This is a genomic window from Acinetobacter sp. S-1, from assembly GCF_059579785.1.
Map to the genome: position 1 here is coordinate 3,619,080 of NZ_CM184207.1, position 13,057 is coordinate 3,632,136.

Sequence of the window (13,057 nt, forward strand, 5' to 3'; positions counted from 1 at the left end):
CTCCAAATTTAGCCAAGTAAGGATTTCCTATGGACCAATCGTCTATCTCTAAAGCGCGACCCACGACCTCCACTCAAGGAAGCTGGTTTGCCATTTTGGCCGTTTCTATCGCAGCATTTGCCTTAGTTACAAGTGAATTTTTACCCGTTGGCGTTTTAAATAGTGTCGCAACAGATTTAAATATTTCTGTAGGTACAGCAGGCCTGATTATTACCGTACCCGGCATTATGGCAGCAATTGCAGCCCCTCTATTGCCTGTATCAGTAAAACAACTTGATCGGCGTTATGTGCTTATCTTGCTGACAGCTATTATGGTTATTGCCAATACCATTACCGCATTTGCTGAAAACTTTCATATTTTATTGTTAAGTCGCTTAATTTTAGGTATTTCAATTGGTGGTTTCTGGGCGACCGCCATTGCTCTAAGTGGAAAATTAGCTCCCTCACACCTTCCTATTGCTAAAGCAACTGCGGTCGTGATGGCAGGTGTGACTTTTGCTACAGTTCTAGGTGTACCGATTGGAACTTGGTTAAGCGAGTTTTATGGCTGGCGTAGTGCTTTTGGAATTACTGCAGGCATTGGCTTAGTTGTTTTAATCTTACAATTAATCTTTTTACCTAAACTTGTACCAGATTCGGCAATTCACATGAAAGATTTGCCAGCCCTTTTACGCACTCCTAAAGCACGTAGTGGCATGTTGATTGTTTTATTGATCGGACTCGCTCACTTTTGTGCCTATAGCTATTTAGCACCTTTCTTTAAAAATGTTGCTGGTTTTAATGGGACAACCATTAGTTCATTATTATTGCTCTATGGAATCGCTGGTATTTTCGGAAATGCTTTTGCCGGATATAGTGGGAATCTAAATGTCCGTTATACATTAGCTTTTGTGGGTACATGCTTTGCAATCGTATTCTTTGGATTTCCTCTTTTTGCCGTTCATGAGTTTGGTGCTATTGTCTTAACCGCGTTATGGGGATTTGCATTTGGTGCCTTCCCTACCTCAGCGAATATTTGGATGTTTGTACATGCGCCAAATGCAGTTGAAAAAGGTATGCCGCTTTTTGTAGGTATGTTTCAGGTGATGATTGCGACAGGTTCATTATTAGGGGGATATGTAGTTGATCATTTCAATGAAAATACTTTAATTTATGGTGTATTAAGCTTCGTTGCCCTAGCATTACTGAGTACATTTACCTTAGCGAAAGGTCTTAATAACCCTAAAGCTACTTGTGAAAACTAAAATATGAGTCAGAGCATATAGATGAACAATGAGGATCAGCAATTTTCATTATTAAACAGTATAGAAGTTCATGAATTTCTATACCAAAAAGAAGATATTGTTCGTCCTCATGCATCTCTTTGGGGAGATTTTAATTTCAGTTTAAATGGCATATTAGAAATGGAGATTGAAGAACAGCTATATCTTTCTCCTCCTAGCTATGGTCTTTGGATTCCACCTCAAACTGTTCATCAGTCAACCCATATCGACCATGAAATTCATTATATCTGTATTCGACTGCACCCTCGCCTATGCTCTATTTTAGGAAATAGCTGTCGATGCTTTAGTATTCAGCCTTTTTTTCGCACTTTAGTTTTACAAATTCTAGAGCAGCAAAAAAAAACCGAACAACCTGAATACTTAGAACATCTTTTACAAGTTTTATTCGATCAACTCAAACAAGCTCCTGCATATTCACATTATTTACCGCAAACGCGGCATCCTGTTTTATTGCCTATTTTAGAAAAACTTTCAGATCCTTTACTTTTTGATCAGTCTTTACAGCAGTTACTACAAAACTTTTCGGTCAGTGATCGCCACTTATTACGTTTGAGTCAACAAGAGCTTCAGCTTTCATTGTCCGAATGGAGAAATCGGGCCAAAATTGTTTATGCCATTCATCAGATTCGCCAAGGGACGTATATCAAGCGTTTAGCATACGATTTAGGTTATCAACATAGCTCAAGTTTTATTGAATTTTTTAAACGTTACACTGGGCAAACACCTATCCAAATCAGAAATAACTAGAATTCAGCTTATCTTTAAAAACTTTTTCTTTTTTGAACACGAATATTATTGCACTACCCCTCAATAGCAGTTAAAACAAATGCGTTACTTGATATCAATTACAATCTTTAGGAAAGACTCATGACACAATCTGTATATCACATTCCAGTAAAAGCTATTTCAGGCGAAACGGTTGACCTCGAACAATACAAAGGTAAAGTTCTACTTATCGTAAATACTGCTTCTAAATGTGGTTTAACTCCACAATACGAAGGCTTAGAAAAACTTTACCAAGCAAAAAAAGAGCAAGGTCTTGAAATTTTAGGTTTCCCAGCAAATAACTTTAAAGAGCAAGAACCAGGTTCTGATGAAGAAATTCAACAGTTCTGTTCATTAAATTATGATGTTCATTTCCCTTTATTTTCTAAGGTTTCTGTAGTCGGCGAAGATAAGCACCCACTTTACCAAACTTTGACAGCGGCTCAGCCGGAACGCACTGGTGAAGGTCCTTTCCGTGAGCGTTTAGAAGGCTTAGGTATTCCAACCAACCCTGCTCCAGAAGTTTTATGGAACTTCGAAAAGTTTTTAATTAATAAAAATGGCGAAGTCGTAGCTCGCTTTGCTCCGAACCTAACAGCAGACGATGAACAAATCGTTAAAGCAGTTGAAGCAGAGTTAGCAAAATAATATTTTAAAACGTGACAAAGGGCGTTTTATACGCTCTTTTTTATACTCTCCTCAAAGTGTTGTTCGTTTGCAAAAATACAATCTTTCTTCATATTTTATGCCTATAGTATCCATTTGCTTTATTTGATGTTGTTTGTAGTTATGAAAAAAGTTTTACAGGGCGCATTTCTTCCTTTTGTAATTTTTGCCTCAGGGATGCTTTTACTCGGGTGCGATCAGGCACAAGACCATGCTACCGAACAAGAAAAGACTGAAATAACTGAACAGGCATCTGACCAAAACATTGAACAACAAGAGTCAGAAATTGCACCCAACAAAGCCGAACTTAAAAGCGGCAATATTTTTTATATGGTCCGCGACGCTGCTAATTTACAGCTTAAAGCTGGTGACTATGTTGAACAGCTTAAAGATACTCAGCTTGATGTTGAACAAGCCATCCAAGATAAGAATCAGAATGAACTAAAAACTACTGTCACTACGTTAAAACAGCAACTAGAAGGTTTAAATCAAGCACTTTTGACTTTAGATATCAAAAGTCAGGAAATTGAGAATATTCGCCAAAGTTTATTACATGCCAACCAACAAGCTCTTAGCATGCCATTACTCAATGGGAAATTAGATCAAATCAATTTTGACCAAATTGAAAAACAGCTTAATACCATTCAAATGGATATGGTGAAGCTTGCTGCCATGATTATGGCAGGAGATGAAAAGTCAGATTCAAAAACTGAATCTTAAAAAAACAACTTATAAAAAAAGCCACCTTACGGTGGCTTTTTCAATCTCAAACCGGCAATTATAGTGCGCGGTTTTTGATTTTACGGATAGTTTCAAGCTGTGCAGCTGTTTCTGCCAAGGCAGCCAACGCAGCAGCTGAGTCCAAATCACTCTTTTGGTTTGCAAGCAATTGTTCAGCATTTTTACGTGCTTCTAAAATTGCCGCTTCATCCAAGTTGTCTGCACGGATTGCAGTATCTGCAAGAACCGTTACAACATGAGGTTGAACTTCTAAAACACCGCCAGATACATAGACGATTTCTTCTGTACCATTTTCCAACTGAACACGAATCGGGCCCGGTTGAAGCAAGGTTACAAGTGGAGCATGTCCTGGCAAAATACCAAGCTCACCACCAGCACCTTTCGCGATTAACATCGTTACTGCGCCAGAGTAAATAGACTCTTTAACACTTACGACATCACATTGCATAGTCGCCATGAGATGATCTCCTTAAATTAGAGTTTCTCAGCTTTAGCAATCACTTCGTCAATACCACCAACCATATAGAACGCTTGTTCTGGGATGTGATCGTATTCACCAGCTAATAGACCTTTAAAGCCACGAATCGTTTCTTTAAGCGGTACTAATTTACCAGGAGCACCAGTAAACACTTCAGCTACGTGGAATGGTTGAGAGAAGAAACGTTGGATTTTACGCGCACGGTAAACAACCAATTTATCTTCTTCAGCTAATTCATCCATACCCAAGATTGCGATGATGTCTTTAAGCTCTTTATAACGTTGCAATACGTTTTGTACTGCACGCGCAATTTCATAGTGCTCTTGACCAACAACTAATGGGTCTAACTGACGTGAAGTTGAGTCAAGTGGATCGATCGCTGGATAGATACCAGAAGATGCGATGTCACGGCTCAATACTACTGTTGCATCTAAGTGAGCAAATGTAGTTGCAGGAGATGGATCTGTTAAGTCATCGGCAGGTACATATACTGCTTGGATCGATGTGATCGAACCAGATTTAGTAGATGTAATACGCTCTTGAAGAACACCCATTTCTTCTGCAAGTGTAGGTTGGTAACCTACCGCAGATGGCATACGACCTAACAATGCTGATACTTCTGTACCCGCAAGTGTATAACGGTAGATGTTGTCGACGAATAATAATACGTCACGACCTTTACCATTTTCGTCTTTTTGATCACGGAAGTATTCAGCCATAGTCAAACCTGTTAACGCTACGCGTAAACGGTTACCTGGTGGCTCGTTCATCTGACCGTAGACCATTGCTACTTTGTCAAGAACGTTAGAATCTTTCATTTCGTGATAGAAGTCGTTACCTTCACGAGTACGCTCACCAACACCAGCAAACACAGATAAACCTGAGTGAGCTTTCGCGATGTTGTTGATCAACTCCATCATGTTAACGGTTTTACCAACACCAGCACCACCAAATAGACCAACTTTACCACCTTTTGCGAACGGGCAAAGTAAGTCAATTACTTTAATACCAGTTTCTAAAAGATCTGTAGAAGCTGCTTGTTCAGCATAAGAAGGTGCTTGACGGTGAATCGGCAAACGCTCTTCAGTCGCTACCGGACCTGCTTCATCAATTGGGCGACCCAAAACGTCCATGATACGACCAAGCGTAGCTGGACCTACTGGAACAGAAATCGGTGCATTTGTGCTAGTTACATTAAGGCCACGTTTAAGACCTTCTGTAGAACCCATTGCGATGGTACGAACAACACCATCGCCAAGCTGTTGCTGAACTTCTAATGTAGTTTCAGTACCGTCAACTTGGAGAGCGTCATAGATCTTAGGAACGCTATTGCGCTCAAACTCGACGTCGATAACCGCGCCGATGATCTGAATGATACGACCGCTACTCATTGCTGTCTCCTCAATTCAAACTTAATAATGTTAAACGGCAGCGGCACCGCCAACGATCTCGGAAATTTCCTGAGTAATCGCGGCTTGACGCAGCTTGTTGTAAATGAGTTGTAGGTCTTTAATCAATTGTCCTGCGTTGTCTGTCGCTGCTTTCATCGCGACCATACGAGCTGACTGCTCACATGCAACGTTTTCAATCACACCTTGATAAACCATAGACTCGATATAGCGAACCAACAAACCATTTAACAATTCTTCTGCTTCTGGTTCGTAGATATAGTCCCAACCATAAGTACGGTTGAGATCATCGCCTTCTTCTGCTGGTGCTAAAGGAACAAGTTGTTCTACTTTAGGCTGCTGAGTCATTGCATTAACGAAGCCATTTGATACGAGATAGATACGATCTAATTCGCCTTTATCAAATGCATCAAGCATAACTTGGACTGAGCCAGTTAACTGTTCCAAACTCGGCGCATCGCCAAGTTGGGTAGTTGCACCGAGCACTTTACCGCCGTAATTCTTAAAAAACGAAACCGCTTTTTGACCAATTAAAGCAAATTCAACTTCAATTGACTGCTGTTGTTGTGCTTTGACATGCTGCACAACTTTCTTGAACAAGTTAATGTTCAAGCCACCTGCCAAACCACGATCTGAAGACACTACGATATAGCCAACACGCTTAACTGGGCGGTCAACCATATAACGGTGTTTGTATTCAGGGTTTGCTTGTACCAAGTGAGCAATTACACGGCGCATATTATCGGCATACGGACGGCCCTGAGCCATGCGCTCTTGCGCACGACGCATTTTAGAAGCAGCTACCATTTGCATCGCGCGAGTAATCTTTTGCGTGCTCTTGATACTAGCTACTTTGGCGCGAATTTCTTTTAAATTTGCCATACGCTTAACCTAGTATTCGAAAGCTCTTTCGAGCTTCCGAAGGTTGATCCGTGAACCAAACTTAACTAAAACTAAACTTAGTAAGTTTGAGTCGCTTTAAAGCTTTCAATACCTGCTTTGATTGCTGCTTCGATGTCTTTGTTGTAATCACCAGTTTCATCGATTTGTTTCATCAACGGAGCATATTCTGAGCGGAAGTAAGAAATTAACGCAGCATCAAAGTCTACGATTTTCTTAACTTCTACGTCAGCCATGTAGCCTTCGTTAGATGCATAAACAGAAACAGCTTGGTCAGCAATTGAGTAAGGAGCATATTGTTTTTGCTTCATTAACTCAGTTACACGTTGACCATGTTCAAGTTGCTTACGAGTTGCTTCGTCAAGGTCAGAAGCGAACTGAGCAAACGCAGCCAATTCACGGTATTGTGCTAAAGCAGTACGGATACCACCAGACAATTTTTTGATGATCTTAGTTTGAGCAGAACCACCAACACGAGATACAGAGATACCCGCGTTCACAGCAGGACGAATACCTGCGTTGAATAATGATGTTTCTAAGAAGATCTGACCGTCAGTAATCGAAATTACGTTCGTTGGTACGAATGCAGATACGTCACCTGCTTGAGTTTCAATAATTGGCAATGCAGTTAAAGAACCAGTTTGACCAGTTACTGCGCCATTAGTGAATTTCTCAACGTAGTCAGCAGATACACGAGAAGCACGTTCAAGAAGACGTGAGTGAAGATAGAATACGTCACCTGGATACGCTTCACGACCTGGTGGACGACGTAAAAGTAATGAAATTTGACGGTAAGCAACAGCTTGCTTAGACAAATCATCATAAATAATAAGAGCGTCTTCACCGCGGTCACGGAAGTATTCACCCATTGTACAGCCAGAGTACGGAGCTAAGTACTGCATTGCAGCAGGATCAGCAGCCGCAGCAGCGACAACAGTTGTATACGCCATAGCGCCAGTTTCTTCTAGCTTACGCACAACGTTTGCAATTGTTGATTGTTTTTGACCAATCGCAACGTATACACATTTAATGCCAGAGTTTTTCTGAGCGATAATCGCATCGATCGCCATCGCTGTTTTACCAGTTTGACGGTCACCGATGATCAACTCACGTTGGCCACGGCCAACAGGAATCATTGTATCAACTGACTTATAACCAGTTTGAACAGGTTCATCTACAGATTGACGCCAAATTACGCCTGGTGCTACTTTTTCAACAGCATCAGTTAATTTCGCATCAATTGGGCCTTTACCATCAATTGGGTTACCCAAAGCGTCGACAACACGGCCAAGAAGTTCAGGACCAACTGGAACTTCTAATACACGACCTGTACAACGAGCTTTTTGACCTTCTTGAAGGCTTAGGTAGTTACCTAAAACAACGGCACCCACTGAATCCTGTTCTAGGTTCAGTGCCATACCAAATAAGCCGCCGTCGAATTCGATCATTTCACCGTACATTGCATCAGCAAGACCGTGAATGCGCACGATACCGTCGGATACCATAACAATGGTACCTTCGTTTTTAGCGGTCGCGCTGGTGTCCAGATCTCCGATACGCTGTTTAATGAGCGCACTGATCTCGGATGGATTCAGTTGTTGCATTGCGCTATTCCTCAATCTTTTATTAGTTCAGTCTTCATCATTTGCATTATGCAAGAAGACGAGTACGCATTTTTTCAAGCTTGTTAAGCGCAGAATCATCTATCACTTGATCGCCTGCACGAATTACAACACCTGCAATAAGCTCAGGTTTAACTTCAACTGAAACAGTTACTGTGCTGTTAAAACGCTTTTCTAAAGCAGATTTCAACAGTTGCTCTTGTTCAGCAGTTAACGGGAAAGCCGATTCAATCACGACATCCACATTGTTGTTATTCTGTGATTTAAGCTGTTCATATTCTGCTTCAATTTCAGGTAACAGCATTAAACGATCGTTATCTGCAAGAAGTGTCAAAAAGTTAGACACTGCTTGAGATTGATCTTCACCTAAAACTTTAGCAAAAAGCTTCACTTGCTCCGCAGGAGTAAGTTCAGGGCGATTTAAATAAGCGGAAAATGCTTCGTCTTGCACCGCAGCACTGAGCACTTGTAACGCATTCGACCAATTGTCTGTTGCACCTTGCTCAGAAGCATAAGCAAATGCTGCTTTGGCATACGGACGTGCCAACGTCAAGAGTTCAGCCATAATTCGCCTCGCTTAAAGTTTAGCAGCCAGCTGAGACAGCATGGCGTTATGAGCTTCTGCATCAACTTGCTGGTTCAGGATTTTTTCTGCACCAGTTACTGCCAAAGCAGCTACTTGTTGACGTAATTCTTCGCGAGCAGAATTGATTTCTTGATCAACAGCTTCTTTAGCCTGTTGACGAATACGCTCACCTTCAGCCGCAGCTTGAGTACGAGCTTCTTCGATCAATTGCGCTGCACGACGGTTCGCTTGTTCGATCAATTGAGCCGCTTGTGCTTTAGCTGCATCAAGTTCTTGCTTAACTTGCGCTTGTGCATCGGCAAGGTCAGCTTTCGCTTTTTCTGCTGCATTTAAGCCATCAGCGATTTTACGCTGACGCTCACTAATCGCATTGATTAGTGGTGGCCAAACAAACTTCATGCAGAATGCAACAAAGAATGCAAACGCAATCGCTTGACCAATCAATGTGAGGTTGATATTCATTGCAATTCCTCAAATAGTGGATTTAGGAATTAAGATGATTAACCTACAAATGGATTAGCGAAGATGAAGAACAAGCCAATACCAACACCGATCATAGGCACAGCATCAAGAAGACCCGCGATTAAGAACATACGAGTTTGAAGTTGTGGAGCCAATTCTGGTTGACGAGCAACAGCTTCTAAAAAGCGACCACCCAAAAGACCAAAACCAATCGCAGTACCTAAAGCACCGAAAGCGATCAAGATAGCAGATGCAATTGCAACTAGACCTAAAGTGAGTTCCATGAAAAATTCCTCAGAGGTTAGGTTATTACCAAATTAAATTAAAAAAATTCAGCCCAACCATCATTTGATAGTTAGGCAATACCATTAATGTTTTTCGCTTGCCATGCTCAAGTAAACGATGGTAAGCATCATAAAGATGAATGCCTGCAACGTGATTACAAGAATGTGGAAGATCGCCCAAGGCACAGACAACGCCCATTGAATCCAGAACGGCAATAAAGCAATTAGGATAAAGATCAACTCACCGGCATACATGTTACCGAATAGTCGGAGAGCTAATGAAATCGGACGAGCAAGGAATGTTACCAATTCCAAAATCAAGTTCACTGGAATAAGCAACGCTTTTGCAACTGGATTACTTGGGTTAAATGGGTTAAGTGCCAACTCGCCAACGAAACCACCAACACCCTTTTCGCGGATGCTGTAGAACAAGATAAGTACAAATACAGATAAAGACATACCTAAAGTAATGTTTGGATCTGTAGATGGAACGATCTTGAAGTAAACGTGGTGAGGGTCCATACCAAATACGTTTGCACCTACAAACGCTGCAACTTGAGGAATCCAGTCAACTGGGATCAAGTCCATTAAGTTCATGAGGAAAATCCACACGAAAATAGTGAGTGCAAGCGGAGCGATTAAACGTGATTTGCCATGAAAAGTATCACGGACACTTGAGTCAACAAACTCAATGATCATTTCGATTGCTGACTGGAATTTAGTTGGAACACCTGCATTTGCAGCTTTCGCAACGATCCAGAACATCAAACAGAAAATCACACCAAGGCCAATTGACCAACCCATTGAATCCAAGTGAATTGCAGTGAACCCCATCGAATGAGCTTCTTCAGCAGTCTCAGCCAATTTCCATGTACCGTCTGGCATTTTGCCATAGGTCATATTGGTCAAGTGATGCTTGATATACTCTGTCGAAGTGAGGGCATGTTCTTCAGCAGCCATAAATCACACCTGGTCAATGTCAATTACTAAAAAGAAGGGAAACGAACATCGGCGTACTGTCGATATCTCGCCACCCTCCAAAAAATCTTCAATTCTTCTTGTTTCTACACCCGTTTTTGTAGACGTGACACCCAAAACGGAGCGACCCACGACATTGCCTGAACGAGAATAAAACCAAACAGCAATGCTAACGGTGATAAAGGTTTAACATTGCTCAAAATCAAAATAAATCCAACGATCATGATTGCAAATTTGCCTAACATGCCCCTATACATGTTAGACAGCACTTGTTTTGATGCTCGTGCACCTGCTGTTCTGAAGGATTGCCACGAAAAATAACCCGTAGCAAGCCAGCAGACCAACGCACCAAGTGCCGCACTTAATGCTGCTGTCATGTCTTTTATGCTCCACGCCACAAGTGCGGAAACAGGGATCATACATGCTTGTAAGAAGACCAAAGCTTTTGCTAATCGTCGGTCAATCAAGCGACTAGTTTGGCTCATTATTTATCCACTCACAGCATAAATGCTTGACAAGTTTAGCTGATGATCGCTTTTAATCGCAGGCATTATAGAGTTACACCCCTGAACATGCAATCTTTTCCCGACTTTAGTCGGGGTTTTTCATGACAGGTGGTGCTGACGCTACAGTCAGCCTTTGTTTACTTTTTATCTTACTTTTGCGTACTTAATACACATTTATCTGTTTTTATAGCCAGTTTCTTCCATGCAGTGACGAAATCATCCTCATTATTCATGCTCTCGTCTACTGGTTGAAAAGTAATGTTACCTAATTTTTGATATTGACTCTTAGTGGTAAAACTCTCTGCCAACAAACACATCTGATTTTTTGGTCGACTATCATTAAGATACTTAATTTGAGCTGCTGTTGGTGCAACGTGAGGATCATCTGTTAAAGCACCAGCGAACTTTAAGTTTAGTGAGCGTTCTAAATATTGATAGGCATCATGATATGCCCAATACGGTTTGCCATTACTTGAACTATCGTAAGCTTGTGCTGCCTGGAACATTTTACGAGCGAACACATTGGCGTTATTCCAATACTTTGCCTTATTTTCAGGGTGTTGCTGAGAGCGCAAAGCAGCAATAAAGAAACCAATTCGAACTGCATTGTTGGGCTCTAACCACACATGTGTATCTACTGTATTAGGTAAAGCTGCACCGCGTGTACTTCGCTGAGGTAAAACAGAAACAATGCCACTATCTAATAGTGCAATCGCCTTCTTATTATTACCTAATAATTTATTTAAGGGCGCTTCATGCGCTTTACCCAACCAAATCACCAAAGACGCATCATTAATTGCTTTACGATGCGCTGGAGTTAATTGTACGTCATGCCCAGTTTGTCCCTTTAATAAGAGTTGAGGTTCTTCGACCCCTTGAGTGACTTCTTTTGCAATCAGATAAATCGGGTGTGTAGAAACCACCAAACCCTGACTCCACCCTAACGTACTCAAAAGTGAGAACATACTGAAAACAAAAAAACGGAACATGACAGACCATCAATTTAAATTAGCTCGAAGCATGTTATAATATAACAAAGTTACAAAAATACCTAAGATTAATCGAATGAAGCATCGCTTCATGCTAATATTCCGTTAAAAATTCGAGGTTATCCCTATGAGTTCCTGCTCGCATGAACATCATGATTCTTTGCATGGTGTGCATGATCACCATAATGTCGCAAGCCGTTTAGCTGAAGCAGAAAGTTTATGTTCTGCGACTGGCGCACGCCTTACACCTTTGCGCAAAGAAGTTCTGGAACTCATTTTAAATGCATCGGGTCCAATGGGTGCCTATGACTTATTGGCACGTATAAAAAGTCAAACTGATCGCCCTGCTGCGCCTCCAACTGTATATAGGACTTTAGATTTTTTATTAGAAAAAGGCCTCATTCACCGCCTAACTTCTATTAATGCGTATATTCCTTGCTGCCACCCGCGTGAAGGCCATCAAGCAGCATTCCTGATTTGCACCGAATGTCATATGGTTAAAGAAGCTTCTTCTCAAGGCCTCACACACCAGCTTGACCAGCTTGCAGCTTCAGATGACTTCGTGGCTCAACACAGCATTATTGAAATTTCGGGGAAATGCCAACAGTGCCGCACAACTCCTTAAATCCTGTATTAATTCAGCTTGAGCAGGTTTCTGTTCATCGTGATGATCGGGATATATTAAAGAAAGTTGATTTTGCCCTACATCAAAATGAAATTGTGTCTTTAATTGGACCCAATGGTGCAGGCAAATCAACACTGATTAAAGTTCTACTCGGTATTCTCCAGCCGAGTAGCGGGCGTGTTATCAATCATAAAAAACTTAAAATGGCTTATGTGCCACAAAAGTTTAATCCTTCACACAGCCTTCCTTTACGTGTTCAGGACCTTCTTGATTTAGAAAAATGCAACCCTGCCCTGCGTCAGGAAATTATTCAAGACACAGGTATTTCAAAGTTACAACAATCAAAAGTACAACAACTTTCTGGTGGAGAGCGCCAACGAGTACTATTGGCTCGCGCTCTACTTCGCCAACCAGATATTTTAGTTCTTGATGAACCCATGCAAGGCTTAGATATTCAGTCAGAAGCAGAACTTTATGATTATGTTCGCAGTCTGCCAGAACGATATGGTTGCGCGATCTTAATTGTTTCTCATGACTTACAATGGGTGATGCAAGGAACACACCGTGTAGTGTGTTTAAATAAACATATTTGCTGTAGTGGACTACCCGAAAATATCCAACAACACCCTGAATATCAGGCAATATTTGGAACTCAAAGGGTTCTCTATCAACATCATCATGACCATTGTGCTCACGGTGATGCTGCACACCCCTGCCCTCATAATGACCGTCCTCACATTCACCCAGAACCGGAAGCTTAAGC

Annotated in this window: 16 protein-coding genes; 6 read left to right on the forward strand and 10 right to left on the reverse strand. The window is 41.4% G+C overall.

The genetic code is table 11. The annotated features are described in order from the left end of the window. The first annotated feature begins 29 nt into the window (after positions 1-29). The 4 genes from AC52J8_RS17355 to AC52J8_RS17370 all read left to right on the forward strand — a co-directional run bounded on the left by AC52J8_RS17355 (position 30) and on the right by AC52J8_RS17370 (position 3,434). Entirely contained in the window at positions 30-1,244 is a 1,215-nt protein-coding gene (locus AC52J8_RS17355; protein WP_046813020.1) for an MFS transporter, read from the forward strand. A 21-nt stretch (positions 1,245-1,265) separates the two neighbouring features. Beyond that, complete coding sequence (locus tag AC52J8_RS17360) at positions 1,266-2,030, forward strand: helix-turn-helix transcriptional regulator (RefSeq protein ID WP_208753430.1); 765 nt, start codon at positions 1,266-1,268, stop codon at positions 2,028-2,030. Between the two features lie 120 nt (positions 2,031-2,150). Continuing rightward, on the forward strand, positions 2,151-2,696 hold the full coding sequence (locus AC52J8_RS17365) for a glutathione peroxidase (RefSeq protein ID WP_086398783.1): 546 nt from the start codon (positions 2,151-2,153) through the stop codon (positions 2,694-2,696). Positions 2,697-2,837: 141 nt separating this feature from the next. Next, positions 2,838-3,434 carry a PM1805 family lipoprotein gene (locus AC52J8_RS17370; RefSeq protein WP_014208127.1) on the forward strand — a complete coding sequence of 199 codons (597 nt, stop codon included), beginning with the start codon at positions 2,838-2,840 and terminating at the stop codon, positions 3,432-3,434. Positions 3,435-3,492: 58 nt separating this feature from the next. Here AC52J8_RS17370 and AC52J8_RS17375 read toward each other — a convergent pair whose 3' ends face one another. From AC52J8_RS17375 to AC52J8_RS17420, 10 genes are all read right to left on the reverse strand, one after another. Next, complete coding sequence (locus tag AC52J8_RS17375; protein ID WP_002114076.1) at positions 3,493-3,912, reverse strand: F0F1 ATP synthase subunit epsilon; 420 nt, start codon at positions 3,910-3,912, stop codon at positions 3,493-3,495. A 17-nt stretch (positions 3,913-3,929) separates the two neighbouring features. After that, positions 3,930-5,324 carry a F0F1 ATP synthase subunit beta gene (atpD, locus tag AC52J8_RS17380; RefSeq protein ID WP_002114045.1) on the reverse strand — a complete coding sequence of 465 codons (1,395 nt, stop codon included), beginning with the start codon at positions 5,322-5,324 and terminating at the stop codon, positions 3,930-3,932. Positions 5,325-5,354: 30 nt separating this feature from the next. Next, the gene (gene atpG / locus AC52J8_RS17385) at positions 5,355-6,224 is read right to left on the reverse strand and encodes a F0F1 ATP synthase subunit gamma (protein ID WP_002114131.1); all 870 of its coding nucleotides are present in this window, start codon (positions 6,222-6,224) and stop codon (positions 5,355-5,357) included. Between the two features lie 77 nt (positions 6,225-6,301). Next, a complete protein-coding gene (gene atpA, locus AC52J8_RS17390) occupies positions 6,302-7,846 on the reverse strand; it encodes a F0F1 ATP synthase subunit alpha (RefSeq protein WP_002114049.1) in 1,545 nt (514 codons plus the stop codon). Between the two features lie 46 nt (positions 7,847-7,892). Then, positions 7,893-8,429 (reverse strand): F0F1 ATP synthase subunit delta, encoded by a 537-nt coding sequence (locus AC52J8_RS17395; protein WP_002114070.1) that lies wholly within the window; start codon positions 8,427-8,429, stop codon positions 7,893-7,895. A 12-nt stretch (positions 8,430-8,441) separates the two neighbouring features. Beyond that, on the reverse strand, positions 8,442-8,912 hold the full coding sequence (locus tag AC52J8_RS17400) for a F0F1 ATP synthase subunit B (RefSeq protein WP_001024691.1): 471 nt from the start codon (positions 8,910-8,912) through the stop codon (positions 8,442-8,444). A 38-nt stretch (positions 8,913-8,950) separates the two neighbouring features. Then, positions 8,951-9,196: a F0F1 ATP synthase subunit C gene (atpE, locus tag AC52J8_RS17405; protein ID WP_000424060.1), complete on the reverse strand. Its 246-nt coding sequence runs from the start codon at positions 9,194-9,196 to the stop codon at positions 8,951-8,953. Between the two features lie 84 nt (positions 9,197-9,280). Next, a complete protein-coding gene (gene atpB, locus AC52J8_RS17410; RefSeq protein ID WP_002114072.1) occupies positions 9,281-10,156 on the reverse strand; it encodes a F0F1 ATP synthase subunit A in 876 nt (291 codons plus the stop codon). Between the two features lie 104 nt (positions 10,157-10,260). After that, positions 10,261-10,659: an ATP synthase subunit I gene (locus AC52J8_RS17415; RefSeq protein ID WP_005072004.1), complete on the reverse strand. Its 399-nt coding sequence runs from the start codon at positions 10,657-10,659 to the stop codon at positions 10,261-10,263. Between the two features lie 170 nt (positions 10,660-10,829). Next, complete coding sequence (locus tag AC52J8_RS17420) at positions 10,830-11,669, reverse strand: metal ABC transporter solute-binding protein, Zn/Mn family (RefSeq protein ID WP_002114115.1); 840 nt, start codon at positions 11,667-11,669, stop codon at positions 10,830-10,832. A gap of 127 nt (positions 11,670-11,796) precedes the next feature. On the opposite strand from AC52J8_RS17420, the gene AC52J8_RS17425 reads away from it, so the two are divergent. Then, the gene (locus AC52J8_RS17425) at positions 11,797-12,294 is read left to right on the forward strand and encodes a transcriptional repressor (protein WP_002114130.1); all 498 of its coding nucleotides are present in this window, start codon (positions 11,797-11,799) and stop codon (positions 12,292-12,294) included. Next, a complete protein-coding gene (znuC, locus tag AC52J8_RS17430; RefSeq protein WP_086398784.1) occupies positions 12,267-13,055 on the forward strand; it encodes a zinc ABC transporter ATP-binding protein ZnuC in 789 nt (262 codons plus the stop codon). Before AC52J8_RS17425 ends, znuC begins: the two co-directional genes overlap by 28 nt. The last annotated feature ends 2 nt before the right edge of the window (positions 13,056-13,057 follow it).

Excerpts from the sequence above, each read along its gene's own strand:
- AC52J8_RS17355 (WP_046813020.1), top strand. The coding sequence starts at position 30 with ATGGACCAATCGTCTATCTCTAAAGCGCGACCCACGACCTCCACTCAA.
- AC52J8_RS17360 (WP_208753430.1), top strand. The coding sequence starts at position 1,266 with ATGAACAATGAGGATCAGCAATTTTCATTATTAAACAGTATAGAAGTT.
- AC52J8_RS17365 (WP_086398783.1), top strand. The coding sequence starts at position 2,151 with ATGACACAATCTGTATATCACATTCCAGTAAAAGCTATTTCAGGCGAA.
- AC52J8_RS17370 (WP_014208127.1), top strand. The coding sequence starts at position 2,838 with ATGAAAAAAGTTTTACAGGGCGCATTTCTTCCTTTTGTAATTTTTGCC.
- AC52J8_RS17375 (WP_002114076.1), bottom strand. The coding sequence starts at position 3,912 with ATGGCGACTATGCAATGTGATGTCGTAAGTGTTAAAGAGTCTATTTAC.
- atpD (WP_002114045.1), bottom strand. The coding sequence starts at position 5,324 with ATGAGTAGCGGTCGTATCATTCAGATCATCGGCGCGGTTATCGACGTC.
- atpG (WP_002114131.1), bottom strand. The coding sequence starts at position 6,224 with ATGGCAAATTTAAAAGAAATTCGCGCCAAAGTAGCTAGTATCAAGAGC.
- atpA (WP_002114049.1), bottom strand. The coding sequence starts at position 7,846 with ATGCAACAACTGAATCCATCCGAGATCAGTGCGCTCATTAAACAGCGT.
- AC52J8_RS17395 (WP_002114070.1), bottom strand. The coding sequence starts at position 8,429 with ATGGCTGAACTCTTGACGTTGGCACGTCCGTATGCCAAAGCAGCATTT.
- AC52J8_RS17400 (WP_001024691.1), bottom strand. The coding sequence starts at position 8,912 with ATGAATATCAACCTCACATTGATTGGTCAAGCGATTGCGTTTGCATTC.
- atpE (WP_000424060.1), bottom strand. The coding sequence starts at position 9,196 with ATGGAACTCACTTTAGGTCTAGTTGCAATTGCATCTGCTATCTTGATC.
- atpB (WP_002114072.1), bottom strand. The coding sequence starts at position 10,156 with ATGGCTGCTGAAGAACATGCCCTCACTTCGACAGAGTATATCAAGCAT.
- AC52J8_RS17415 (WP_005072004.1), bottom strand. The coding sequence starts at position 10,659 with ATGAGCCAAACTAGTCGCTTGATTGACCGACGATTAGCAAAAGCTTTG.
- AC52J8_RS17420 (WP_002114115.1), bottom strand. The coding sequence starts at position 11,669 with ATGTTCCGTTTTTTTGTTTTCAGTATGTTCTCACTTTTGAGTACGTTA.
- AC52J8_RS17425 (WP_002114130.1), top strand. The coding sequence starts at position 11,797 with ATGAGTTCCTGCTCGCATGAACATCATGATTCTTTGCATGGTGTGCAT.
- znuC (WP_086398784.1), top strand. The coding sequence starts at position 12,267 with ATGCCAACAGTGCCGCACAACTCCTTAAATCCTGTATTAATTCAGCTT.